21 protein-coding genes are annotated in these 25,254 nt (G+C 60.3%); 11 read left to right on the top strand and 10 right to left on the bottom strand.

Annotation, left to right across the window (positions count from 1 at the left end):
- Positions 1-235 precede the first annotated feature (235 nt).
- On the bottom strand, positions 236-781 hold the full coding sequence (locus HBB12_RS00540) for an NUMOD3 domain-containing DNA-binding protein (RefSeq protein WP_236987550.1): 546 nt from the start codon (positions 779-781) through the stop codon (positions 236-238).
- A 657-nt stretch (positions 782-1,438) separates the two neighbouring features.
- On the opposite strand from HBB12_RS00540, the gene HBB12_RS00535 reads away from it, so the two are divergent.
- The 4 genes from HBB12_RS00535 to HBB12_RS00520 all read left to right on the top strand — a co-directional run bounded on the left by HBB12_RS00535 (position 1,439) and on the right by HBB12_RS00520 (position 6,408).
- Positions 1,439-1,903, top strand: a complete 465-nt coding sequence (locus HBB12_RS00535) for a hypothetical protein (protein ID WP_109971016.1) — start codon at positions 1,439-1,441, stop codon at positions 1,901-1,903.
- A 554-nt stretch (positions 1,904-2,457) separates the two neighbouring features.
- Positions 2,458-3,450 (top strand): helix-turn-helix domain-containing protein, encoded by a 993-nt coding sequence (locus HBB12_RS00530; protein WP_236987549.1) that lies wholly within the window; start codon positions 2,458-2,460, stop codon positions 3,448-3,450.
- Positions 3,451-3,549: 99 nt separating this feature from the next.
- On the top strand, positions 3,550-4,755 hold the full coding sequence (locus tag HBB12_RS00525; protein ID WP_236987548.1) for an HNH endonuclease: 1,206 nt from the start codon (positions 3,550-3,552) through the stop codon (positions 4,753-4,755).
- Positions 4,756-5,118: 363 nt separating this feature from the next.
- Entirely contained in the window at positions 5,119-6,408 is a 1,290-nt protein-coding gene (locus tag HBB12_RS00520; RefSeq protein WP_236987547.1) for a flagellin N-terminal helical domain-containing protein, read from the top strand.
- A gap of 410 nt (positions 6,409-6,818) precedes the next feature.
- Here the strand turns inward: HBB12_RS00520 and HBB12_RS00515 are convergent, their stop codons facing one another.
- The gene (locus tag HBB12_RS00515) at positions 6,819-7,553 is read right to left on the bottom strand and encodes a hypothetical protein (RefSeq protein ID WP_236987546.1); all 735 of its coding nucleotides are present in this window, start codon (positions 7,551-7,553) and stop codon (positions 6,819-6,821) included.
- Positions 7,554-8,674: 1,121 nt separating this feature from the next.
- Between HBB12_RS00515 and HBB12_RS34365 the strand changes: the two genes are divergently transcribed.
- A complete protein-coding gene (locus tag HBB12_RS34365; protein ID WP_336886921.1) occupies positions 8,675-8,950 on the top strand; it encodes a hypothetical protein in 276 nt (91 codons plus the stop codon).
- Positions 8,951-10,150: 1,200 nt separating this feature from the next.
- Here HBB12_RS34365 and HBB12_RS00505 read toward each other — a convergent pair.
- The 3 genes from HBB12_RS00505 to HBB12_RS00495 are packed head-to-tail and all read right to left on the bottom strand — an operon-like array spanning position 10,151 to position 14,497.
- Positions 10,151-11,608, bottom strand: coding sequence for an efflux transporter outer membrane subunit (locus tag HBB12_RS00505; RefSeq protein ID WP_236992618.1), 1,458 nt, complete (start codon positions 11,606-11,608; stop codon positions 10,151-10,153).
- A gap of 34 nt (positions 11,609-11,642) precedes the next feature.
- Positions 11,643-13,190, bottom strand: a complete 1,548-nt coding sequence (locus tag HBB12_RS00500) for a DHA2 family efflux MFS transporter permease subunit (protein ID WP_236987545.1) — start codon at positions 13,188-13,190, stop codon at positions 11,643-11,645.
- Entirely contained in the window at positions 13,187-14,497 is a 1,311-nt protein-coding gene (locus HBB12_RS00495; protein WP_236987544.1) for an HlyD family secretion protein, read from the bottom strand. Before HBB12_RS00495 ends, HBB12_RS00500 begins: the two co-directional genes overlap by 4 nt.
- A gap of 186 nt (positions 14,498-14,683) precedes the next feature.
- On the opposite strand from HBB12_RS00495, the gene HBB12_RS00490 reads away from it, so the two are divergent.
- Entirely contained in the window at positions 14,684-15,334 is a 651-nt protein-coding gene (locus HBB12_RS00490; RefSeq protein WP_272913237.1) for a TetR/AcrR family transcriptional regulator, read from the top strand.
- 184 nt (positions 15,335-15,518) lie between these two features.
- Here the strand turns inward: HBB12_RS00490 and HBB12_RS34360 are convergent, their stop codons facing one another.
- The 4 genes from HBB12_RS34360 to HBB12_RS00475 form a co-directional block, all read right to left on the bottom strand.
- Positions 15,519-15,788, bottom strand: coding sequence for a phospholipase A2 family protein (locus HBB12_RS34360; RefSeq protein WP_336886962.1), 270 nt, complete (start codon positions 15,786-15,788; stop codon positions 15,519-15,521).
- Positions 15,789-16,859: 1,071 nt separating this feature from the next.
- Positions 16,860-18,488 carry a recombinase family protein gene (locus HBB12_RS00485; RefSeq protein ID WP_236987542.1) on the bottom strand — a complete coding sequence of 543 codons (1,629 nt, stop codon included), beginning with the start codon at positions 18,486-18,488 and terminating at the stop codon, positions 16,860-16,862.
- A 591-nt stretch (positions 18,489-19,079) separates the two neighbouring features.
- Positions 19,080-20,639: a YfjI family protein gene (locus tag HBB12_RS00480; protein ID WP_236987541.1), complete on the bottom strand. Its 1,560-nt coding sequence runs from the start codon at positions 20,637-20,639 to the stop codon at positions 19,080-19,082.
- Positions 20,636-21,238: a DUF7146 domain-containing protein gene (locus HBB12_RS00475; RefSeq protein ID WP_442919335.1), complete on the bottom strand. Its 603-nt coding sequence runs from the start codon at positions 21,236-21,238 to the stop codon at positions 20,636-20,638. Before HBB12_RS00475 ends, HBB12_RS00480 begins: the two co-directional genes overlap by 4 nt.
- Between HBB12_RS00475 and HBB12_RS00470 the strand changes: the two genes are divergently transcribed.
- Positions 21,125-21,589 carry a hypothetical protein gene (locus tag HBB12_RS00470; protein ID WP_236987539.1) on the top strand — a complete coding sequence of 155 codons (465 nt, stop codon included), beginning with the start codon at positions 21,125-21,127 and terminating at the stop codon, positions 21,587-21,589. The two genes, HBB12_RS00475 and HBB12_RS00470, sit on opposite strands and share 114 nt — an antisense overlap.
- 466 nt (positions 21,590-22,055) lie before the next feature.
- Here the strand turns inward: HBB12_RS00470 and HBB12_RS00465 are convergent, their stop codons facing one another.
- Entirely contained in the window at positions 22,056-22,277 is a 222-nt protein-coding gene (locus HBB12_RS00465) for a hypothetical protein (protein WP_236987538.1), read from the bottom strand.
- A gap of 170 nt (positions 22,278-22,447) precedes the next feature.
- Between HBB12_RS00465 and HBB12_RS00460 the strand changes: the two genes are divergently transcribed.
- From HBB12_RS00460 to HBB12_RS00445, 4 genes are all read left to right on the top strand, one after another.
- A complete protein-coding gene (locus tag HBB12_RS00460; RefSeq protein ID WP_236987537.1) occupies positions 22,448-22,996 on the top strand; it encodes a hypothetical protein in 549 nt (182 codons plus the stop codon).
- Positions 22,997-23,174: 178 nt separating this feature from the next.
- The gene (locus HBB12_RS00455) at positions 23,175-24,674 is read left to right on the top strand and encodes a hypothetical protein (RefSeq protein WP_236987536.1); all 1,500 of its coding nucleotides are present in this window, start codon (positions 23,175-23,177) and stop codon (positions 24,672-24,674) included.
- Positions 24,674-24,922 (top strand): hypothetical protein, encoded by a 249-nt coding sequence (locus tag HBB12_RS00450; protein ID WP_236987535.1) that lies wholly within the window; start codon positions 24,674-24,676, stop codon positions 24,920-24,922. Before HBB12_RS00455 ends, HBB12_RS00450 begins: the two co-directional genes overlap by 1 nt.
- Positions 24,923-24,931: 9 nt before the next feature.
- A complete protein-coding gene (locus HBB12_RS00445) occupies positions 24,932-25,201 on the top strand; it encodes a hypothetical protein (protein WP_236987534.1) in 270 nt (89 codons plus the stop codon).
- Positions 25,202-25,254 lie beyond the last annotated feature (53 nt).

Here is a 25,254-nt window from a genome sequence, read left to right as displayed (position 1 = left end):
TCAGTTCGCTGGCGCAGTTCGGGAGATACGCGCGCACAGGCGATCCAAAGATCAACATGTTCACCGACGTTCATGCTTCTATCGCAAGGCAGCGATCGAGCGGGGCGCGTGGGTCGGCTAAAATATTTGCGGGGCATTTTATCTCCTCTTTTTGCTTGGTTCGTATTGGATGAGTGATACTGCGGCAATTCGTCTGCAGTATCGATTAGCCAAACTTAGGCCTGTCATCAAAGCCTCAGGCTGCGCAATCTAGGAGCCTAGCACGCTCTTCACGTTGTCTCTGCTTAGTAGCGCGAATGGCGTCAATGCGTCTTTTCTTATGGTCGTCGCTTTGAGGAACGCCTGTGCGAGCGTCGCTAATCCTCTGTTTGTGTAAATCTGAAAGTGGCTTCCCTCGTTTGGCATCTCCAATTCGGCGCTTTGCTTCGTCAGTATGCGTTTCGCCGGCCTTGAGATAAAAGCGGTGCCTGCTCGTATTACGCTGAAGAATGCGCGCGGTCGCGTAATTCATTTCTCTCGCTTCGCGTGCCTCCTTTGTCGTCCAACTAAGCACCCACCCTTTGTCGGGATCGCGCATTCTCTTGAAAAGCTTTCCTGATTTGAGCAGGCTCGTTACCTTTTTAATCCTAGCGAGGCCCCACAGATCCACATAGTCAGAAAAATTTAGATCGAACCGCACGCCTCGGCTGATTTGATATTTCTGCGAGCGCTCGAGTTGGGCGCGCAGCCAATCTCGCGTCTCCGTCTCAACATTCAGCCAGTCTTCAATTTGCTTCTTCATGGGCATCTCCTTTTTTGCTCATATCCCTTTGTACGACAGTGGGCTCGTGCCCGTCGATATTTATGCCACATAGGTAAGAACATATAATATTCATCCGACTGACAATGCATCATTGGCTAACGACATAAGAAAGAACAATCTCTCTATATAGAGAGATTACTCGTCCTTAAGACGCTATCCAACGAAGCACAATCAGGCGTTGTCCCTGACGTTCCGCGTCGTGTCTGGCTCTTCAAGCCAGCCAGCCGCGGCTCCGTCGGGACGCGCTTTCCGCGCCTGCTGCTCTCGCAGCCATCTGGCGATGGCTGCTCGTGGCGCCACTTCGCTGCCGCTACGTGGAGAGCGCCACTCGCGGACTTCCAGTCTACCCATCTGATTTTGGGTCGTAATTGCTTTGGGAGAGGGTGCCGCGGGCGAGCATGCACCGCGGTCACACCAAAGAGCCCGAAATAACGAAAAATAAGAGCGCAAAATCAACAACTTAAAATCTATATCCTGGCCGGGCAGTATCCTTGTGCGTTCTTGTGCATTTTGTGATCGATCACGGATGGGGCGACGTCCTAGATCATCTCGATTTAATCTCAGGTTGAACAGCAGGACAACGGCAGTAGTGTCCTGGACATGAGAAGTGGTCGTGCTCAAGCGAAGGACACACACATGTCGGTGCTCAAGACCCTCAAGCTCAGCGCTGCCGCCCCCGCCGTGTCGGCCAACGACCCCCTCGCGCGGGCGCGTGAGAAGCTGCTGGGTCAGCTCGCCGAGCAGAAGGAGATGGTGACGGCCACCCTCGAAGGCCGGGTGTACCAGCCCCCCAAAACCCTCGGCATGCGCAAGGATGCCCAGGGCCAGCGGGTGCGTATGGAGGTCAACCGGCGTGTGCGCCGCGGCTGGTTCCAGGACGAGGCCGGCACCACGCACTTCATCCTCCGCGTGGGCGGCAAGCCCATGCCGCTGCAGCCGGGCAAGGCCGCCATCGGCATCGGCACCCTCGACAAGCTGCCGGCGATCATCGACGCCCTGATCAACGCAGTGAGGGCAGGGGAGCTGGACGCCCAGATCAAGGAGGCGGCGGTGGCCCGGGGTCTCATGATGGCGGAGCGGCGCAAGAAGAAGGCGGCGTGACCCCGTTTCGGTGACGGCGCACGTACATGGGTGCGGCGCCGTCACCCCGAGATGCGGTGATCCCGGCGTGGCGCAGTGTCGTCAAAACCGCCGATCCCGCAGAAAAAAAGAGCGATCCCACAAGAGCTTAGGTTTGCGCTCGCTCACCCAGCACAGCAAGTGCGCGAAATCGGGTTTTGGTCGTGGGTAGCCGGCCGCATCCGCAGGTCCGCCAGCATCAGCTGCACCCTCACCCGGCTCGATCTACGACGGTCCACACGTACAGCCAGCTCAAGTACGTAACGTAGGCACTCTAGTACGCAGCATATGCAAACGCATTTTCTGACTTCCGTTCGATAACAGGCGCAGCAACACGCTCAACGCAAACTCCACTCGTCCTCGCGACACCGCCAAGACAGAGTGATCTTTTAAAAAATGAGCCAGATCGGCCAAATTTCGGCATCCACATGCCGAGATGCGCTCTCGCGCGTGCGCGTGAGGCCCCGGCATTCCCAGGTGCATCGTGAGCCGCCAGGCACCCGCTGCGGCCGGCAGCTCACCACGGCAGCCACGCCGTGATCCTCGAACACCGCTTTGAGCACATCGCCGAACCTGGTCGCCGCCGGCGGGCCTGGATAACCAGCCTCGCCCCCATCTTCGATGCTTCGGTCCCCACGGAGACCGAAGTACCGATCACGGCGTTTCAGCGCTACCAACACCTCGGCCAGATGGTGCTTGCCGCGGATGAGGTGCCAGCCCAATCGGTGGAGCGAAGCTCGGAGCGCATACGGGATCAGGGACTGGATCATCTGGTGCTGAGGACGACGGTCAGCGGCAGCATCCGGGTCGATGTGGGTGGCAGCCCCATCGAGGCCGCCCCCGGCGATCTCCTCGTGCTCGACCTAGCCAGGCCCATCCGCATGGAGACGGAGCAGGGCCGGGGGGCAACGCTGTTCCTGCCGCGCCGCACGCTCGGGGATCGCGCCGATGAGCTCGCCAGTATGCACGGTGGCGTTCTCGCCGGCTCCGCATACCCATTGGCCCAGCTGCTGTCGGACTTCCTACGCCACTTCAACGAATGCGCGGTGTCAGCCACACCCGGGCTCACGCACCATCTGGTGCCAGCTACGGTGGACCTGTGCAGGGCATTGGCTTGGGAGGTCAGCGGCAGCGCTGCGCCAGCCCCCGCTGGGGAAACCCAGCTACGGTTCGCCGTGCAGCAGTTTATCGAGCAGCATCTGGCGCAGGTGGACCTGCCCATGCTGAGCGCCCAGTTCGGGCTCTCGCGGACGCCGCTGTACCAGCTGTTTGCCCCCGATGGTGGCGTTTACGCGTATATCCGGGATCGCCGGCTGACCGAGGCCATGCGACGGCTGCGGCACAGCGAGGGCCGGCGGCCCAAGATCGCGCGGCTCGCCCACGAGTGCGGCTTCCACAATGATCTGGTGTTCAGCCGGGCCTTCCGGCGCAAGTACGGGGTGAACCCCAGCGAGGTGCAGCCCGGACCCGAGATACGAGCACCACAGCCCGCTGACGCGCCGCTCCTAGGATGGCTGCGCGAGCTTTGACACGCACGGCAAATTATAGATATTTCACAACAGCCCGTACCATTCCATTGCAAGATGCGCTCCCAGATCGGGCCAGCAAATCACGACAAGGAAGCAAGGATGAAATCTCCGCTCCTTTTTACTCTACAAGGCGAATACACTCGCGCAGACATTCGGAAGATCGTGGGTGATCCAGGTCAAGGCGGCGCTTGGGACACAGGATATCGCGAATTCAGAGGTGAGTTTTTCGTATTTTGCGGCGTTGGAGTACCAGGCCGCACCGGGCATGATTATCACAATTATTGGTCTGGCGAGCAGTTATTTTGGGAGGCCAAAGAGGGAACAACTCTCAATCAACCGCAAATACGCAAGCTCCTGAGTGGTCGCTATCGTGTGCACATTTTTACTCGTGAAAATGAAGCTGCAGCCTTCCGCTATGAGGGGTTGGGGCGAGCAGTAACAGCTACCTCAACCACACCGGTTCAGGTAAGCTGGGCATTGGATGCAGATTTGCGCCCTATACTGACCAATGAAATGATAAGCATTGAACTAAAAAATATTGGATTTAATGTTGAGGAAGCAAAAATTAAATCACAGCGTGCGACTATTGATGATTTGGTATTTTATATAAAACAGGAGAGTGAGAGCCTAGTACTCGTTATTGACCCCTCTTTTTATGATCGCGTGGACGAACTGCGGGCGATCCCTGGGGTGAGGCGGCCCATGCCAGCTGGTGAGTATGTTCACAACCAATCGTTCCGCGGCTTTCCAGCACGCTTCCACACTGGAGAGACTGAAAGACCTTACGGATTAGATTTTGACTTCGAAACACCAGAGGCTTTGGCAGCTTTTGTCGCAGCTTTGCGACGCCCCGCATCTGGTGCTGCTCCTGGTGCTGCAATCTTGCCAGCCGCTGTGGCAGGAGATCCAAAAACTGAAACCGAGAGTGTTCGCGCTGCCCGGCTTGGACAAGCTCGGTTTCGAAATAATCTAATGGATCGCTGGTCGCGTCGCTGTGCCTTGACGAACCTGCCCCTTCCAGAGCTTCTGCGCGCCTCTCACATAAAACCGTGGTGCGACAGTACGCCTACCGAGCGATTGGATACAAATAATGGCCTATTACTTGCAGTGCATATCGATGCGCTTTTTGATCGCGGGCTTATAACATTCGCCGACGATGGCCGGCTACTGTCTTCTTCTGTTCTATCCGCTGGGGTTCGGGCGCAGCTCGGGCTCAATGGCCTCCAAATAAATGGTCTCAACGAAGAAAATAGACGCTACCTCGCCATTCACAGGTCTGACTATTTTCAGGATAACACTGAATAATCTAACTATTAAAGAGATAATTTCGAATTATATAGCATACAATTGCATCGTTTTGTGTCATAAAATCTTGTGAAAAATATTTCGCAATATTTAAAATGCCCATATCAACCCAGGGATATCGTGCAGATTACCTGCCGTTTGGGGTCGAAAGCAATGAATGTGGCCTGCAGCCGGCTCACAGAGGAGCCGCACACTGGCCACATTCTCCGGCGAACCATCAAGTACGCATCGTCGGTAGATCAGTACGCTTCGTCTGAACATTGATAAGTCCAAAATAGATTATTAACCGCCCAACAGAGCACTGCCAGCAATAATCCTCGAAGTCTTCGCGATCCACGCAAGGCGATTTAGAGAGATTATGTCATGTCGTCGTCCATCACGCTCTCCGCTTCTACTCGCCAGAACCTGCTGTCCTTGCAGGACACTGCTGCGCTGGCCGCCACCAATCAGAGCAGGCTGTCCACGGGCAAGAAGGTGAACTCGGCCCTCGACAACCCCGTCAACTACTTCACGGCGGTGGGCCTCAGCGATCGTGCGTCCTCGCTGTCGGATCTCCTCGACGGCGTCTCCAACGGCATCCAGACGATCCAGGCCGCCGCGAAGGGCGTCGATGCGGTCACCACCGTCGTCAAGCAGATGCAGTCGGTGGTGACCCAGGCGCAGTCCAACGCCACCTCCAACCTGCCCAAGTTGCAGGGTACCCGAGCGCTCGCCACGGCCGGTGAAGCCACCGCTACGGGCAAGAGCATCTACGACGTATCGATGGGCAAGACGCTCGCCGGCACGGCCGCAGCGGCCACCTCGAGCACTCCCGGCGTGGTGGGCATCAACACGAGCAACGCCAACCAGATGCAGCTCAGCGCGGGCTTCACCACCTACAAGTTCGACATCGGCTCCACCGACACGGTGAGCGACCTCGTCAGCAACATCAACAAGTCGGGCATCGCCACCGCCACGATCGACGTGCAGGGGCAGTTGCAGATCACCGGCACGGGATCGGACACCCTTTCGGTAGGCCTGGGCAAGACCACTTCTGGAGCCTTCGCGGTGGATGCAACGGAGACGGCCAAGCTCACCGGCGGCGCAACACCTTCGGCGGCCGGCGGCACCTCCGCGCAGCGCTCGGCCTTAGTGGGTCAGTTCAACGCGCTGCGGACCCAGCTGGATCAGGCCGCCCGGGATGCCGGCTTCAACGGCACCAACCTGCTCGCCGGCGACGGGTTGAGCATCGCGTTCAACGAGAAGACCGGCGCGGCTAAATCCAAGCTGGATATCCAGGGCACGTCGTTGTCCGCGTCCGCGCTGGGCATCGGCGAGTTCAAGGACAGTGCGACGGCTCAGCTGGGTGCTGACATCGGCATCCAGAACAACGCGGACCTCACCAAGGCCGCGGATGCGCTCAGCAATGCGCTGGCGAACCTGAAATCCATCTCCTCCACGTTCGGGTCCAACCTGTCCACGGTTCAGAACCGGCAGAACTTCACGAAGGAGATGATCAACGTGCTCACCACGGGTGCGGCCAACCTCACGAACGCCGACATGAACGAGGAGGCGGCGAACTCACAGGCCTTGGCGACCCGACAGTCCCTGGCCGTGTCCTCGCTGTCGCTGGCAAGCCAGGCCAGCCAGGGCATCTTGCAGCTGCTACGCTAATCGATGTGGGCGGCAGCAGCGGAGCCTTCCGGGGCTTCGCTGCTGCCATAGGCTGCGGGCGCAGGGAGAGGTTGGGGTGTACCAGCGACAGTCCCGCGGCTGCGATTTTGCCCCTTTGCCCCAGCCGTCGAGGAGAACGCGGGCGGTAAGCGCGACGCGCAGGAGCATCGCACAGCGCGTTCGAGGGGCGTCCTGCTGCTGGGCAGCTGCTGCGTTCCCCTGTCGGTCCTGGGGCATCTTGAGCCCAGCATTACAGCTTCAGCTCCGAAGAGGCATCTCTACTGGTGACAGGCCTCTCAGGCGAAGCAGGAGATAGCTAACTGAGGTTAGCTAAACGCTTCTAATAGAAGAACGCACGGCCTAGCGCGTGAACTTGAGCGCCTTCCGGATGCGTTGATCACTTATATTTCTCAATTTAACTCCTCATCTTCGTCTTTTGCTGGTTCAAGCACCTTCGCCACACGGTCTAGTCGATGAAGCTCATCGATATCTTGAGCATTAAAGGACGCTGGTAGTTTGTGAAACTGTAGATCTGTTGTGTTTAAGTTCATCATTTCGATCATCCTTAGAAAATATAAATCTGTTTTGCTCCTATTTGATTTGATTTGAAGGACAGTAGATCGATTGATGCAATAGGCAACAAAGTCAGTCAACTGCATAAGAGGTTCGGTCGAGGCGACGTACTCGCCTCGGAATTGGCCTTTCCACTCTCGGAACAGAGTTTTCCCGAATGGGGCGCCTGGCTTTCTTAGGCCTTGATCCACTAATACCGTGAGCGGCTCTTCGCATTCGGGCAATTCTCTCTGAAATCGCATGCAGAGCAGTACCAAGCTCTGAGTATAACGATCAGTTAGATCAAGTCCATCGATCTTTCCTGCCCAGTTACTAACGTTATGCCCTACGAAAGTCCTGTCATCCACCGTCTGGAGCATTACAGGCCAGCGCTTAATGCTATACAGTTCTGCAAAAAATCCGAATATCTTCAGATTTAATCCATCCTCAGTCTGTGCCCACTGACCACGCCGATTGAAAATTTCGGTGAAATGAAACTCCGTCAAGGGCTTTCCGATGATAGATGAAACATGCGCAAGGCATTCTTTTAACTGATTTCGTACATATTCGACCTCGTCATCTTTGAAACGCAATGCGACGCAAGTCCTTCGGTTCCCTGTCACGTAGCGCGACTGACCGTTGGTTTTAGGTCCATATGTATCGTCGATTACTAAGTGCATGGATCTCGTCTTTCTTTGCCGTCAGTAGACAAATGATGTTTGAGCCTTACGATACCGAAACGAAGCTTGTTGTCACCAGATTTACATCTCGTCGTTGATGATGTATCCAACCGCGCAACCCCGGCTGCTCTAGCTGGCTAACAGCGGTGTAAAAATCGCGGTGGCAGTAGAAGGGCCGTCCTTGAAATGCTCTGTTTAGCGATTGAATAGGTACGCTGTTGTATTAAGCAACCTGTCGGCGCAGGTATCCACGGATCGCCGGAAACCAGACCCACTTCTTCATTTCCCTTTGGAGGAGGGATGCAACCCATATCTCCGCCGCGATGTAGCCAACTGGGATGCCATACAGGAGAGACCACGCCATGGCTTTCCCGCTCTCACCCGCCGCGTAGGCGAAGGACGCGATAACGAACAACCACATCACGCTAAACTGAAAAATCTTGTTGGTGGCAAAAAATTTCGACATCGAGCATGTTCCCCGTGTTGCTAATTGATATCTGCACAGCACGGCTTTCCAATATATTACTCGGCGGAATGCGCCTGGAGCGTAGTTAACAATCGGACGGCAAAGATGATGAAGATCAACGCTGCCCATGCATCGCCTTACGTGTGACGTGCCCTGCCGATGGCCAGGGTAGGGGAGGGCAGCCTGCGCGGAGACGGTTAGGGGGGCATACAGGGGGTTCGAGGGTGTCCTGCTGCCTTGCATGCTCTCGCGCTGCCCCGCTGGTCCTGGGGCATCCTGAGCCCAGCACGACAGCTTCAAGCTTGCAACGAGCAGCTCCTCTCATGCGGGTCCCTCACCATCCGCAGGCAGGCCCGAACCCAGCTCACCCGCTTCCGCAGCGATCCCCGCGCTTATCTCAACGTCCTCGAACGACATACTCGTCGGCAGACTTTGTCGTCCCAGTTTTTGGGAAACCTTTCGGCGCTTCGAGCGTAGCGTTGGCGTCAGCCATCCCGCCAGAGGACCGAGCGCAATGGAACCGATGAAGCCCATGGAACCCATGAAGCCCATGGAACCCATGAAGCCCATGGAACCCATGAAGCCGATGGAGCCGATGAAGGGCTCGGAGCCATGGTGGCCGAAGGAACTCGGCCAGCCCTCGACCAGCGGTGGCCAGAACGGGATGCGCTACGCGTTCTTCCCCGATAAGCAGCGGCTCGTCATCGAGACCGACGGCAAGCTGGCTACCTACGATAGCGGCGACCACCGCATCAGCGGCGTCTCCCAGTCGAACGGCCGGGCACCGAGCTTCACCACCCAGGATGTCGACGTGAACGTGAACGACCTCAAGGTCATGGATTGAAGCGGCTCCGGCACGAGGCCTTCCCCCGCCGGTTCAGCCCACGGTGGGGGAAGGCCCCGTGGAGACGGACAATCAGCGCTCAATGATTCGGGGCACGTCGCGCGCCGATCTCGAAAGTTGTCGTGAGCGCCCCAAACGCTTGGCCGGCTACGTTCGTCCGACAGACTCTACGGGCCAAGCTATCCGTGGTGGAAATACCAAAGCTTCACTAGCATTCCACTCGCCACCCTTCGTGTAGAATAATCAGCTTTCCCTAAGTCATTATTTATATATTTAAACGATGACTTATTTTGGCCAAGCCTTATTTACACTAAGAAAGATAGATAAAATCAGATTAAAAACTAGCAAAACAGTAAAAATTTTATAATGCCCCAAGACACACATTACAACACCAATCGTCAAACTTGCAAATATCAGTAAAATGATAAAAAATATTGGTACTTTGTTATATTTCTGATAAAAAGTCTGATTATCTTCACAATATTTTGATTTTTTTGATGTTTGATCGATCTTTGACATTGCATATTCTGCCTTGAGAGATTGTGATAGCCACTATTAGAAAAACATATTAGTCCGATAAAATAAAACAATCATTGTGATTGATAATTATAGGATAAATATAATATGTATTTTGATATAAAATATAAATTTCATTCGAGTGGTTGTTACTTGACTTCATCGTGCTCAGCCCGTTGAAACATGTCGAAAGGGAACTAATGCGTTTCTTTTAATTCGACCACAGGCCGATTGTTCCGTAGGTAAACTAATTGATGATGGCCTAGTCCTGTCGACCGATCTGCATGGGCATCGTGTGTCGGCTTCATAGCAAGGGCGCACTAGCGCCACGCGGGCGCGCGGCACCGTGTCAAAACTGCCAGTTCCAGGTGCTGTCATGCCCGCCATTTCTGGGAAGGCTACGTCCGACACAAGCCAGTGGATGGAGATCAGCGCCTGCGGGTCATTGAGGTTTACGCCTCACGGATCCTAAAGCCTTCGTCTCTCCGTATTGAGCCGTGTCGTCGAAACAGCCGATCCTGGGGGTATGACGAGCGATCCTACAAGATCTTACGTATGCGCTCGCTCATGGGACGATGGAGCTGAACGGTCGGCCCTTGCGGGGAAAGATCTTCGCACGGGCCGACCGTCGCACCGCGTGCCCTGGGGGCGTCGGACACGCGATCCGGTGATGAGGGAGGGCGCTCACTGTATTTCGAGAGCAACGCGCTCTGGACCGAGTCCCCAACCAAGGCCAAGGCTCTTCTGAAGCGCGATGTAGGCGGTGGTGTAATCGGCCTGAGCCTGGGCGAGGCTCTGTTCGGCCTGCAGGCGCTGGCGCTCGACGTCGAGGAGGTCGATGGTGCTTATCGTGCCGGCCGTGTTGCGCTGGTCGGTCAGCATAGAGGCCTTGCCGGCCGAGGCGCTGGCCCGGGCCAGACGGGCGACGGTGGTGCGCTGGTTGCCGTAGCGTGATAGCGAGGTTTCGGCGTCCTGCATCGCCTGCAGCACGGTCTGCTCGTACTGGGCCAGCGCCTCGTCAGCGCCCGCTTTGGATTGCCGGATTTGGGCAAGGGTCCGTCCGAAGTCGAGGATGCTCCAAGACAGCGTCGGCCCAAGGTTGTAGGTCGAAGCCGCCAACGAGCCGATGGAGCCGATGTTGGGGGAGACCCAACCGGCGTTGCCGATGAGGTTCACGCGCGGGAACAGGCGCGCCACGGATTGACCGATCTGGGCGTTGGCGGCGGCGAGTTGGCGCTCCGCCCGCCGGATGTCCGGCCGCCTCCGGATCATGGCGCCAGGATCGCCGATGGCCACCACGCGCGGTGGCATCGGCACGGCACGGGGCTGTTTCAGTAGGGCATCGACGGCGCCCGGCTCACGGGAGACCAGCACGGCGATCTGATTTAGAGACTGGTCGATCTGCGCCTGGAAGACCGGCGCTTGGGCGGAGGTTGTCTCGAATTGGGTGCGCAAACGTTCCACGTCTAGCGACGAGGCCGCGCCACCGGCCAGCCGCTGCTGGCTGAGGCTTACCGCCTCGCGCTGGAGCGTGGCCGCACGTTGGGTCAATGCGAGGCGCCTCTGGGCTCCGCGGAGTGTTACGTAGGACTGCGCCACCTCGGCCGCGACTTGCACCTGCGCGTCGGCCACGGCCGCTTCTGCTGCCTCGCCCTGGGCGACGGCCTGCTCGATGGCGCGCTGCTTGCCGCCGAAGATATCGATCTCCCAGGTTGCGTCGAAAGTGGCGTTGTAGAGATCAATATTCAGCGACTTGGGAACCGTACCGCCGGCCGAGCCGAGGCCACTCCCGACGAAATCCCTAACTGGCAGCTGGTTGTTCAGCGCGAAGGTATTCGCCGAGATGCTGGGCGCAAGGGCGGCCGTCCTCTGGCCGAGCACGGCGCGGGACTGGAGCAGCCGTGCCGACGCGATTTGCACGTTGGTATTCGAGGCGAGGGCGTCCTCGACGAGATCGCTCAGAATCGGATCGCGCAACGCTGTCCACCATCGGGCTGGCGGATCGACGGCAACGACGTTGCGAACCGCGACGCCGCGCATGAATGGCGCACCCGCCTCGGCGCGTGGCGCCGTAATCGGTGGGCCCCCGTAGTCCGGGCCAACGACGCACCCGCCGAGGAGGACCGCCGTCAAGGGCAGCATGCCCCGCAGAAGGGTATTCGGGATCATGGCGGGCTCAATGCATCGCGACCGGGCCGCCCTTGGGCAGCGGACGCAGGAACAGGACGAGCGGGATAACGACCAGCATGATCACGCCGAAGACGAAGAACAAGTCGGAGAAGGTCATCACCAGGGCCTGAGCGTCGATGACCTGCTTGAAGCCGGCGAGGGCTTGGCGCATGCCGTCGGGTCCGCCGGCACCGCCCATCGCATTCAAGCGATCCTGCGCCAGAACGGAATTGGCGCTCACGGATTCGAGCAGGCGGTCCGTATGGAGGTCGCTGCGTCGCTCCTGCAGTGTGGTGATCAGGGCTAGGCCGAAAGAGCCGCCGAGGTTGCGTGCTCCGTTGAATAGGCCGGAGGCGTCGTTCGCCTTTTCGGGCGGGACGGAACTCGTTGCGGCCTGGTTGAGGAATAGCAGCGCGAAGCCCTGTCCGACCCCGCGCAGGAGCTGTGAGACCACGAACTGGCCGCCGGCATCCTCGGTGGTAAGGCCGGAATCGAGGAAGCAGCTCCAGCCGTAGAAGACCAGGCCGAGGGCTACTGCGAACCGTACGTCGATCACCCGGATAAGGAGGGGGAAGAACGGTAGCATCATAAGGGTTGGGACCCCTGACAGCAGCACGATATGGCCAGCCTGCTCAGCGTTGTAGTGTGGGACCTGCGAGAGGAACTGGGGGATCAGGTAGAGGATGCCGTAAAGTCCGCCGCCAACGGCGAAGCTCATCAAGAACACGCTGCCGAACGCTCGCGTGCGCAGGATGCTCATGTCGATGACGGGTGCCTTCGCGGTGAACTGCCCGATGGCGAGCAGGATAAATCCGAAGGTTGCAGCAACGCTCAGCGAGATGATGAGGTTTGAGGCGAACCACTGCTCACGCTGCCCGTCCTCTAGCACCACAGTGAGGCAACCGAGGCCGATGACGAGGCCGATAATGCCAAACCAGTCGCCTTCGAGTACTTGCGCCGGATGGGCTTTCTGGTGTGGCAGGCCGACAAACAGAAGCACGAGGAGGCCGAGGCCGATGGGGACGTTAATGAAGAACAGATAGTGCCAGCTCGCATTTTCGGTGAGCCAGCCTCCAATGATGGGACCGACGACCGGCCCGAGCACCGCCGTCATGCCGAACAGGGCGACGCCGACGGGCTGCTTGTCCGGCGGCAGACGGGTGGCGACGATGGTGAGCGCTGTCGGGATCATGCCACCGCCGGCTACGCCCTGGCCGACGCGACCGATAATCATCATATCGAGATTTGTTGCGACGCCGCACAGCACTGAGAACCCGACGAACAGGATCGTGCAAGCGACGAGGAAGTTGCGCAGGCCGAATACGCGTTCGAGCCATCCCGTCAGTGGGATGATAATGATCTCTGCGACAAGGTAAGCCGTTGAGATCCAGGTTCCCTCAGAGCCGCTGGCGCCAACCTCTCCCTGGATGGTCGGTAGGGCCGCGTTGACGATGGAGGTGTCGAGGGTCGCCATCAGAGCGCCGATGGTCCCGGCCGCAACCGCGAGCCAGGCGGCGGCATCGGCCTTGGCCGGCGGGGTAGGGTGTCCGCTCATGGCTTAGCGCCCGCCGAGCGCGAACGGCCGACCTGTCCACCCGGGCCCACCTGCGCCACGGGCTCCTCGGCCGGCTCATCGTCTTCCTCCTCCTCCGCGCGTGCGGCACGCGTATCGACTGAGACAACGACAGATAGGCCGGGGACCAGAACCTTGCGGGCCTCCGCACCCGCCTTGAACCGGATGCGCACGGGGACGCGCTGCACGATCTTGGTGAAGTTGCCCGTGGCGTTCTCCGGCGGGATCAGCGCGAACTGCGCGCCGGTGCCCGGCGAGAAGCTAGCCACGCGCCCCTGCAGATCCCTCCCAGAGAGGGCATCGACCGAGATCGTCACCGGCTGACCGATCCGCATCAGGCCGACCTGGGTCTCCTTAAAGTTCGCGTCAATGTAAAGATCGTCGACTGGCACGACGCTCATCAAGCGCGTGCTGGCCTGAACGTACTGGCCGACCCGAGCAGTTAGGTCGCCGATCCTACCCGCTATAGGGCTTTTGATCGTGGCGTGGCCGATGTCAATCTGAGCCCGAAGCAACCCAGCGCGGGCCTGATCTACGGCGGCCTTGGCCTGCAAAACTGCGGCCTTCAGGGTATCGACTTGTTTATTAGCCGATAGCAACTGAGCCTTGTTGACCTCGACCTGCGCGTCGTTCTGCTCGGCTTGGCTGCGATACTGATCGAGCTTCTCCACGGTGTCGGCACCGGATGCTGCAAGGGGCTTGTAGCGACGCACTTGCTCAGCAGAAAACTTGGCAGTGACTTGCGAGGCGGAGAGCTGCGCCTTGGCTTGGTCAATCTGCGCTTGCTGTCGCGAGAGTTCGGTCTCCGCGCGGGCGACGTCGGCTTGGCGCACGACGACCTGGGCCTGCTGCTCCCTGAGTCTCGCCTGGGCCTCGCCATCGTCGATAGTCATCAGGATCTGGCCCGCTATAACCACTTGATTAGCGGAGACCGGGAGCGAGGCGACGTAACCAGACACCTGAGGCGAGATCGTCACCTGGTCGGCCTTGATGTAGGCGTTGTTGGTTTCCTGAATGAAGCGCCCGACGGTCCAGTACCGCCATGCCCAGATGCCGCCCCCCACGAGGGCCGCGATCACGATTAAGGAGAGAAGTACCTTCACCCATGTCTTCTTCAGGGGCGACGACGCCTTGGCGTCTCCGTCCGTCACCACTTCTCCGTTGCCGTCCGACGTACCACGATCCTGATTCGGGCCCCGGCGGTCCTCGTTCGATCCATGGGGGTCCGCCTCGCGCCGGTAGGCTTCGGCATCCGTTACCGACCCCGTGTCCTGTCCACCTTGGGCCATCGCGCTGCCATTCTGAGAGCAAAAATAGAACGTAATCGTTCCTTATAACGGCGTTTGGTCGCGCGCAACTGCCTTTGAGGCGACGGTATCGGTATCGCAGACGTAAAATTGGTCTCGGCCGTGCGGAGCGCTTCCTTTCCAAAAAACTCCTGCTACGTTTTCACAGACATCGAATAGCGGCAGATCATGCTAAATGAGACGACACCGGCGCGCGGTCGGCGCCTTGGGCGACCAGCACGTGGGACAGAGGGCGATGCGACCCTGCGCATCCTCAATGCCGCGATGCCTATCTTCCTCGCCGAGGGGTTCGAGGCTGCCAGCATCGACGGTATCTCTGCAGCCGCTGGAGTCTCGAAAAAGACCTTCTACGTCCGGTTCAGTTCAAAAGCCGATCTGTTCGAGGCCGTCTGTCTTCGCTTCATCGAGGAGCGTATACCCGCCATCGAGCGTGAGGCGGGTTATTTTGGATCGGCAAGCGAGTGCCTGCACCGGATCGCACTCGCGTCGCTGAAGGTCGCCCTGACACCGGACGTCATCGCGTTCCAGCGAGTTATTACGGCCGAGGCGCTCCGCTTCCCGCAATTTGCTCTGTTGATGAACGACTTCGGGCAGACACGGCTTCACTCCATAATTGAGAGATGCCTCGAGCAAGCTGTTGAGTCTGGTGAGATTACTGTCCCTGATACGCGCTTCGCTGCAGAATGCTTTCTCAATCTAACTATTCGCCCGCCAGTGGACCGCGCAGTCCTGGGGCTGGAGCGGGCCGAACTGACCCATGTCAAACGTGAGACACTAAAGCGCACCACCGAGTTCTTCCTTAGGAACTGTCGCCCCTGACGCTTGCCGTCTGCTTGAACAGCAATTGCCGCACACAAGCGGACTTTGGGCGCTACCCCGCTGCGACCGGCCCGGCCTGTCCGGGTCATGCAAACGAGCTTGTCGCTCTCCGCGGGGGTTATTGCCCCCCGCGCTCCGCCTGCATTGGACAGAAATCTGGCCGAGTGTCTATGTCCGATCCGGTTTAATGTCCTAGCGCAAGGCCATCGCGGCACATCATCAAATCGCTTCCCTGCGCGATGAGACTGGCCAGTATCCGGATATCCTGGGGCTGGCGAGGGCTAGCAGCAATGAGGCTGGCGTCCCGCTTGAGTTGACGATGGCAGCCGCAAGCCGGTAGCCCGAAGTCTGGCGTGCACGCATCGTGACGCATGCAAGCGGCGTCGAGCGCGTCCACAGGCTTCATGCCCGGGCCGTTGTTCCCAGGCCCGCAATAGTTGCCGTGGATCAGCATCTTCGTCCGCATTGTTTGGCTCGGGACATCTTGAGCTCGGGCGGACGCTGCAAAGGAGACAGCGATCAGGGGCATGAACAGGGCAGCAACACAGAAGCAGCGCATGGGATCGCTCGGGTTGGAAGCCGCATCGGCATGGCATCAAGATTCGACGCTCCAACATTTGGTAAACGATATCGTTCCCGCGATCCGCGGCAGCCCGTAGGAGCGATGCGACAAGGAGTGACACGTGCCGGCACGCTTTAGCTTGAATGTGACTGATAGAATGAGGTTCACGGACTCGTGAATGAGGGGCACGCCTTAAGATACCTTGATTTCCCACGATAATTGAAAATATGACGTTTCCAAATTATTTTGTCTTTTAATCTGGCGTAACCGCCCTGGGGCTCTGGCCTGTCATGCACCTGTAGGACATTATCGACGTAACCATGCGTCTTCATCTCATGGCAACCAGCCAGGGTTTCGGCATCGCCGGCCTCGGTTCGGTCTAGGCACAGGCTTCCAGCCTCGATGGCCCCCGCTGTGTTTCCTAACGTTAACGACCCGAGGCCCTGCGCGACGACGCCTACAGCATCGAGGCGGGACTGATCGCGGTCGCCCGCTCAAACGACCCGAAGGTCCGTCGCCTCCCCCAGCGCTCAAATGCCAATCGTCTGGCAACTTCATACGCGCTACTGCCGCCTGGTAGTTCCCTGACGCCCGGCGGCATCGTCGTGGACGAACGCGCTCTGCTGCTTGATGCCCCGCTGGCCGTCATCGGCGCTCCCATTGCTCCCGTCGGCACCGAGGTTGAGTGCCCGAAACGGGTTGGGAGGGGTGGGTTAGCACCAGTCACTCCGACGTATGCTTGCGGCGCCAGCCGGCCACATTGACCGGGGAGTGCTCGGGGTAATCGCCCTTATCGATTACCCGCGCTTCCGTTTAACGGAATTCGCAAACAGCACTCCCGTCGGCCTGGCTGCTCGAATGCCAGCAGCGGCCTTGTAGCTCATATAGGAGATCTAGCGCGCTCCTAGCGCAGCTGGAAAAAAGCTCTGTCCGATCAGCAGGGTAGGGGGCTTTCAGCTCAGATCATAATCCTTGTGTCGGGGGTTCAAATCCCTCCTCCGCTACCACTAAAACCCCACTAAGGGTTTGCGGCCGCCCTTGGGCAACTAAAGCTGATAGGCGGCCTTTCACCTCGACCTCTATGCCTTGACGACGCGCGCCGGGCAGGACCGTGACGGTCTCGATAAGGCCTCGGAACGTCTGCACGAGATGGCGGCTCGCCTCGTCGGTCGTCCTTGCATGGTCGCTCAACCTCCCCGAGAGATCCTTGATCTGCGCCAGGTAGCTGGTGACGACGTTCTCCTCGATCGTGAGCAGGTTGGGCGTGTCGAACAGCTGGGCAAGCTCGATCTCCAGGGTCGCCTGCTCTGACTTGATCGTCGGCAAGCGCGCCGCAGCGTCGGCCTCGGTAACGAAGCCCTTCAGATAGCCACTCATCAGCCGGGCGTGCTCCGCCTCAAGGGCCTTCAGCCGGCCTTCGAGCTTGGTCCGTTCGCCGCCGCAGCCCGATGCCAGACGCCGCCGAGCCTCGTTGTAGCGCGACACGTAGATGTGGATCAGCCGGCGGTCACGCAGCGCGTCCTCCATGCCGGACACCACGGCCTGCTCGATCAGGGGCAGGTAGACGATACGGCGGTTGTCGCAGCATCCACTTTCCCGCACAGCCGAGCACCGAACCCGCGTCTTGCCGGTATGGTCCCGATCATGAACCGAGAGGCCGGAGCCGCAGGCGTGACAGCGTAGGAGGCCCGAGAGCAGGTAGGGCTGCCGCCGTACGAATTGCGGATAGTCGTTGGTCCTAGTCGCCTTCACGGCCCGGACACGGTTCCACACATCATCAGACACGATGCGGAGGCGAGGGGCCTCGACGGCTTGCCACAGCTCCTTCGGGTTCGGCCTTGAGACGCGCCGGCCCGTATCGGGGTTCTTGAGCATCTGGACCTTGTTCCAGACGATCCGCCCCACATACAGCTCGTTGAAGACGAGCCCCGTTCCCCGTGCCGAGTTGCCATTGATGGTCGAGGCGTTCCAGCGACGGCCGCGGGGAGGGGGCACGCCTTCCCGGTTCAGGTCCGAGGCGATGTCGCGAGGCTGGCGGCCGTTGGCGTATTCCGTGAGAACGCGCCGGACGATCGCCGCCTCGGCCTCGTCGATAGCGAGTTCACCCCGTTGCCCGGGCACGGGTCGGTAGCCGTAGGCTCGGCCTCCGGCGTGCCGCCCGCTTCGGATGACGCCGGCCATGCCCCGACGTACCTTCTTGGCGCCCTCCTCACGCTGCATCTGCCCGACTAGGCCGAAGAGGCCTGCCATGGTCGCATCCAGCTTGCCGCCGCTATGGACGGACCGGAGTTCGATCCCGAGAAAGGTGAAGCGGTCGAACAGATCGCCGGTGTCTCTCATGGACCGGGCGAGACGATCGGAGTGCTCGACGATCACCGCATCGAAGGCGCGCTCCCTGGCTTGAGCCATGAGGCTGATCAAGCCGTCGCGACCGAGGATCGAAGCACCGGACTTCGCCCGATCGCAGTAAGTAGCGACGACTGCGAAGCCCTCTCGTTGCGCGTAGGCACGGCAGATCGCGACCTGATCCTCTACAGAGCGCTCGTTCTGGAGGTCCGTAGAGAACCGCGCGTAGATCGCCGCTCGCTTCATTACCGCTTCGCCTTCATCGCTGGGTTTCGGCCGGCCAGAGCTGCGTGATGGTCACGCTGGGCTGCGGCGTCCGCAAGGGCTTCGACGAACCGGACGAGGTCAGGATCAAGAGGGGCCAGGCTCCGAGCCCGACGCGTGTCGAGCTGGATCACCATGTGCGCTGCTCCCCGCTCCTTGCAGCGTCGTCCGCCTTGTCGTCCGGGAAAGCCAAGGGCTGAAGGAGGGGCATCGTGCAGGAGGTTCTATCCTGCTTCCCCGTGCCGATAGTGTCATTTGTGCCGGTAGGGGCTTCACCGGATCGGTGCAGGCTGCGATCTCGGACGGTGGCAGCGATCGACATGCGGCCCACTCTATATCCAAAACCCGTGCCGATAGCGTCATTAGTGCCGGTAGCCGGCTTGTCCGGGCGACACAGCCGGTGATCATGCACGGCGGCCAGCGTCCGTTTACGGCGCTCGCTATACCGGAAGCGCGTGCCATTAGTGCCATTGGCGCCAATAGGTCCGGTCAGAGCGGTCGCAAAGAGTGCTACCGGCACTAATGGCACTACCGGCACAGCGCGCCTTCCGAACCAAGTCGCCTCCGCGTCTGTCATGACAGCCTCGCGAACACGACCGGGTTGACCTCATAGCGCTTCGCCGCCTTGCCCTTGGTAGGGCCGGCTCTCGTGAACCGAGGGCGGATCAGGTTGGCTTCCACCAGGCCTTCGCAGGCGCTGTTCATCTGGTCGGCTTCGCGCAGCGGGCCGCCGATCTCCCGCCTCAGGTCCCGGGCGACGAACTCCGCTCGGTTTGTCCTGCGCAGGTGGCGCGCGAGATAGATCGCCTGGCGCTCCGCCGTCGGAATAGAGGCATCGCCGTAGACGCGCTCGCTCATGGGGATGAAGTAGCCCTGCAGCAGCTCCACAGCACACCGCATCGCTGATGCGCCGACCTCCTCCGGCTCGGCCTCCTGGCGGGCGCACCACCAGAGGTGATCGATGACGGTCGCAATACGGAGAGCGTGTCCGCGAGCCTTGCCGAGTGTTCCAGCAAAGAGCCCGGTCGCCTCGTGAGCCCGGCGCGCCATCTCCCGCGCGAACGCCTCCAGGATGTCCTCCGCCTCACGCGTCAGGCGCAGCAGCTTCGGCTCTGGGTGACCGAACCGATCGGCATCCATCGCCAGAGCGGTGAGCCGCGCGAAGGCCGCCTGCATCGGGCTATCATCGTGCAGTTCGCGCGCGAGCCGGAAATCCGGCGACGCATCGGGCCAGCACCACAGCAGCCGGGCCGCCAGACCATCGTCCGGCCCCTCAATGATGGCAGAGAGCCGTTCAGGCTGGATGCCGCCGAGCACCCCGACCGAGAGGTGGCGTATGACGACCGGCTCAGGGTTCTTGACCCGGTCCACCACGTAGGAGCGGCCGCCATACATTTCGATGGCGAAGGCCCGATCCGACCCGCCGGTGCTGTATCGGTCGAGGCCGCCGATGAAGCCGGAGAGTTCGTCGCGGACCAAGAGAAGGCCGCGGGGGAGGCCGGCCGCCAGCATGCCCAGCTTCTCGGCCGTCACGTCGGCAACCCGGATGCGCGGCCGGATTGGTGCGGCAGGCTCGGCCGCATCCCTCGGCTGCGGCGGCGGGTTCTCACCAGCTTTGATCGCGGCCTTCACATCGGCCTTCCAAGCTTCGTTCCGTGCCTCGGCCGCTTGCTTGCGCGTAGCGAAGTCGGTCTGAACCTCGTCGAAGTCGGCGGCCATCAGATCCTCGGCGTGGCGCACCAAGCCGAAGGCCGCATCCATGGACGGTGATTTGCTGGACGAGGGCGCCCCGACCTCGGCGCACCACAGGATGGGTGGTTCCGACCAAGTTGCGCCGGCCAGCGGCCAGCGCACATTCGCGATGGCGGCACCGGCACACGCCATCAATGCGACCGCAACATAGTCGGGCGGAGCGCAGGCGCCGCGGGCCTTCATCTCCACCCAGTCGGCCCACGGACCGAGAACGGTCAGCGGAAACGCTGGAGCAGGCCGGCGGCCCATGCCCAGGTAAGAGATGTCGGCTTCGCCCCAGGCGTCGGGGTCTTCTTGATCGCGGTAGGATGCCGGCACGAACGCCGAGCGCTCGTAGGTCTCCGGGTCAGCCTCGATCGGATGCTTTCCGTTGAACGTCATGCCGGCGAGCCTCCCATGATGATGTCGTTCATGTCGCCGCCGGTGCGGGGACGGACGATTTCGACCGCACGCCCGGCTTCCACCCAGCGCAGCCCGCAGGACTGGATCGCGGCGGCGTTGGCGCCCTTGGCGTCGGTCTCTCCGAGGATGGTCAGACACTCGATGCCGGGCAGAACCGGGAAGGTGCTGATGGCGCCGACACTGCCGAGCGCCCAAACAGGCCCGATCCCGAGTTGCCTGGCGGCAATACTGGTCTCGATACCTTCACCGATGACGAGGCCGTGCGTGACCTCCGCATCGGCGTCGAGCTTGATGGCGGCACCGATCGCGCCGCCATACATCTTCCGAGCCTCGGCGCCCTCGAACCGCTTGCGACCGTCATGCGCTAAAGCTGTCCTATGGATGCCAGTCGGCTCGTCGGTGTGCGCGTCGCGGAACAGCGCAACCATGGCCGGCACGGTCCGATCACCCCAGGGGCAGATCGGATGGAAGCGCAGCACCTCGCCGGCCAGATCGTCGGTCAGCGCGAGGCCGCGATTGTGCAAGTAGACCTGGACAACCGTGCCGCGCGGGTCGTGGGCGGCATTCCAGATCCGCAAGGCGCGCTGGCGCTTTGTAAGAGCTTCCGCTTCCGCTGCGGCCCTGGCTGCCTCGCGAGCAGTGCGGCGGCGCGCGATCTCGGCCGGGTCAACATTCCCGCGCTCATGACCTTGCCACGCTGGCAAGCCCACCGCGTCCCGCACGTGATCGCGGCACGCCTCGAAGGGATCACCTGCGAAGGAGTGAACCCGGAAACCCTCCGGGTCTTGAGCGTCTATCCAGATGCTGAGGCTGCGATCATGATGGCTGTGGCCTGGGCCAGGAACGACGACGCGCTCCCGGCTCAGGATGGTACCGCGCATCGCCTGAGCGATGACGCCGACATCGAGGAGGTCAGCCCCGAGCACTAGCCACCTCCTGCACAGAGAGGCGGCCGGCCCGACGGACGCGGCGCCAGACTGTGTGCCGGTCGCGAGAGCTATCGGCTATCTCCCAGCCGAAGCCATAAGGCGGCCGGATGATGCTCGACCATGAGCCGTCGCTGTGATTGAGCTTGGCGTCACGGGTGACGACGTACTCGTACAGGGAATCGTGCGCGCTCATGCCCGCGCCTCCGTCACGGCGAAGGCAGCGGCGGCCATGGCACGAGCAACGCTCTCGCTCACAGCGACACGAGCCCGGATCCTGCGGACAGCGAGATCCTGATCGTACACGCGGAGCGAATGTGATTGCCCTTCGAGGGCTGGTGTATTAGATACCGACACTGGATTTATCACCTTAAAGCCCCTGCCGCGGAGCCCCCGTTGCGGGGGTTTTTTTTCTGCGCGTCAGAGCGGTTACAGAAGCCGGCAGGTCATCCCGCCAACAGGCGGAAGTTCAGGCGGCGGCAGCCATTTCGGGCTCAGGCTCGATGCCGAGCATCCGCAGGGCTTCGTGGGGCAAGATCATCGGCGTTCTGCCGAGTTTGGTTGACCCCAACTCACCGGTCCGAACGGCTCGATAGATCGCCGCACGGGAGCGGCCGGTCGCTGTTGCCAGATCCGACACGCTGATTTGGCGGCCCAGCTTGGCTTCGCGTTCTACGTCCTTTGCCAGCACGTCCGTACTCCTGAGTCTGGCGGGGTCGATGCCATACAACCTATATCACACGTGCTGTCGTGGCAACCTACGTCATCATATATGATGTCGAATGGAGGGCGACGCCCTTGTCGCGGTGAGCCGGCGTTGCTATCTGCGGAACAGACGCAACGGGTGAGACAGGTGAACCGATGAAGCGGAGGACGCTGCCAAAGGGGACCGGCGAACGGATCTCTCTATCGACCCGGACCACTGCCGGCATTCGTGACCGGCTTGAGGAGGCCGCGAAGCAGTCTGGTCGCTCGCTCTCTCAAGAAATGGAATTCCGGCTGGCCGAAAGTTTCGTGGCAGATGATATTGTTGAGCACGCAACGGCGCTTGTGCGCGAACGCGAACTGCCATTCGTTGATAGTCTAGGTGGGCCAGAAACTTATAGCTTCTTGCAAGATATTGCCTTCTTAGTTGATGGTATAGAGGCATCGAACGGACGCAATAAGCGTTGGTTTAATGAGCCAGAGCTTAAGGCTCAGCTATTTAAAGTGCTCGAAGCGGCTCTGCCTGAGCTGTTGCGGGCTGAAAGATCAGATAAGCAACCATCCGCATTCCTGAGGATGGTTGAGTATGCAAAGTACCTGCCTGAACAGCCGAAGAAGCCCAAGCCGGAGATGCCCAAGGGCGCTCGGTTCATGACCGACGAGGAGCTAAAGCGGATGTTTTATCGGAATGAGGACAACGCATAGCCGGCACCTCGCGTCGCCCAGACCCGGCCAGAGGTGCGGCATATTGTGCATAAGTGCGGTTTTTTTGAAATAGAATGAGACAGGCGCAACGGGTGAAACGACAGCGACGAACCTAGTTGTATTACAAATACGCAGATTGTGATTTAATCCCAGGTGATTTCACTCTGGGAGTGTTGGTGTGCGCGCTTTCCTGGCTTTTGCCGTATCCGCCGGTCTTGTGTCTCCTGCGCTCGCTTGGGATGCATCCAAGTTCAAGCTCTACGGCGGTCTGGACCTGAACCGCCTCGATGCGGGCACGGTGGTGGCGAATGACGCTGGGGGCTCTTCCCTTACCGGCATCCTTGCTGCCGGTGCGTGCGACACGTCGAAGTGGACCGGCTATGTGCCGGGCACATCGTCGCCCGTGCAGAGCTGCTATGCGACGAAATCCTCTACGAAGATCAACATCCCGTTTGCGGCCAGTGTCGGTATCGGGCCGGAAGTTTTTACCGATCCACTCCCGCCCCCGGGCGACCAGCAGTATATCCAGCTTGCTCAGCAGCTTGTCCAGTCGAAGACGACGCAGGGCAACATGCGGCAAGAGTCAGCGATGGTCATCAATTTCGAGAGCATGACCGGCGCCGGGCCGCAGACCAATCATGGCCAGAAGGTTGCGCTCTACGTTCCCACCATCGTGCGGCCGGGCGGCGGCAACACCTGGGCGTTCAATCCGGCGCTCACCATCCTGGCGGATACCGGGGCTCAGTCGCACTACAATACCGAAATCGACATGACGAACTTCAACGGGCCGTATCAGCCCGGCGGAAGGCTCGGCAACGCGGCCTCGGTCTTCCGCACTTTCTTAGGATTTCCGATCACCGCCGGCGAATTGTGGTCGGGCGAGGCGCCCGCGCCCTCGACGGTCACCGCGACCGTCGCGGCTGGAAGCAACAGCATCACGTTCGCGGGCGTTCCGATATCGGGCGGCGGAACCACGGTGCTCCATGTAGGCGACCGGGTCACAGGTCCGGGTATTCCTGACCTGACAATCGTGACGGCAATCGACGGCGACACCGCTGCGGTCAACAAGACCAGCGGCACGGCGACACTGAACAATCCCGCCAATGGCACGGCCAACGGCGTAACGCTGACCCGCACGACGTATAACATGGTCAACGGGCATCTCTACCAGGGCGCCCACCTGATCCGTGATAATACGTTCTACGACGGCACGCAGGCGATCACGAGCATCAACGTCGCCGGCACCCATTATACGGGGTTCAACACTACCCAGGGCTCCATGCCCTACGCCATGACGAGCGGGCAAGGGCAGAAGACTTGCCTGAATGGTCTTGATGCCTGCTTGTATTGCGCTGGTAACGGCACGCTTCGTTACGAGCAGAACGGCGGTAAGGTATTGAACCTGATCGGCACACCGGGAGGCATCAACAGTATCGCCATCACATCGGCGGGGGCAGGCGGTGCAGGTTTCATCTCGCCGGATGGACCGGCGGCAGACATTCCGCTGATCCTTCAGGGCAAGGGGGCCGGCCCTGTCCAAGTCAACGGCGGCGCGGTGGTCACTGGCGGTCTCGGCCTGCCCAGTCTGCCCGCTGTTGCCGGTACGGCAAAGGGCACGCTCTGCGTCGACACCGGCGGCAACGTCTACGTCAAGGCCACTGCAGGAGCCTGCCTGTGATGAAGCGATCCGCCCTTGCCCTCCTCGCGGCCCTCGTTGCAGCGTCCTCGGCCGTTCAAGCCGAGGAGCCATCTTCGGAACTCATGACAGCGGCTCTACAGGCTTTGCGCGACCAGCGGGACCAAGCGCTAAACCGCGAGGTGCAAGTGACGGCGCAACTGCTCGTCGCTCGGCGCGACCTGGCACGCCTGCAAGAGGCGGCTCGCGCCACGCCCAAAACCGCCGACCCTATCCCGGAAGGAAAGTGAGGCCCGCCGATGTGCAAGCGGATCTTTGGGTTGCCCGCAGTTGTGCTGCTTTCTCTCTTTGTCTCTCCCGGGCCGGTAACGGCTCAAGCGGACGCGACTAAGGGCGATTTTATGCGTCTCTACATGCAAGGGCTTCACGATCAGCGAAACAACGCTCTCAACGAGAAGCTGGAAATGACAGCGCGCCTCTTTCTAGCAGATCGAGAGATTGTCGGCCTTAAAGATGAATTGCAGTCAGCAAAGGACAGGCTAGCTGCAAACTCTTGCATTGCGCAGTAAGCGCTACGCCGTTTTGGCTTATGTGAAATGATTTATTGGGAGGTGCCTGTGTC

This window comes from Methylobacterium sp. SyP6R, assembly GCF_019216885.1.
Taxonomy (GTDB): domain Bacteria; phylum Pseudomonadota; class Alphaproteobacteria; order Rhizobiales; family Beijerinckiaceae; genus Methylobacterium.
The sequence above is the reverse complement of the archived record's forward strand: the minus strand, read 5'-3'. Positions and strand labels throughout refer to the sequence as shown.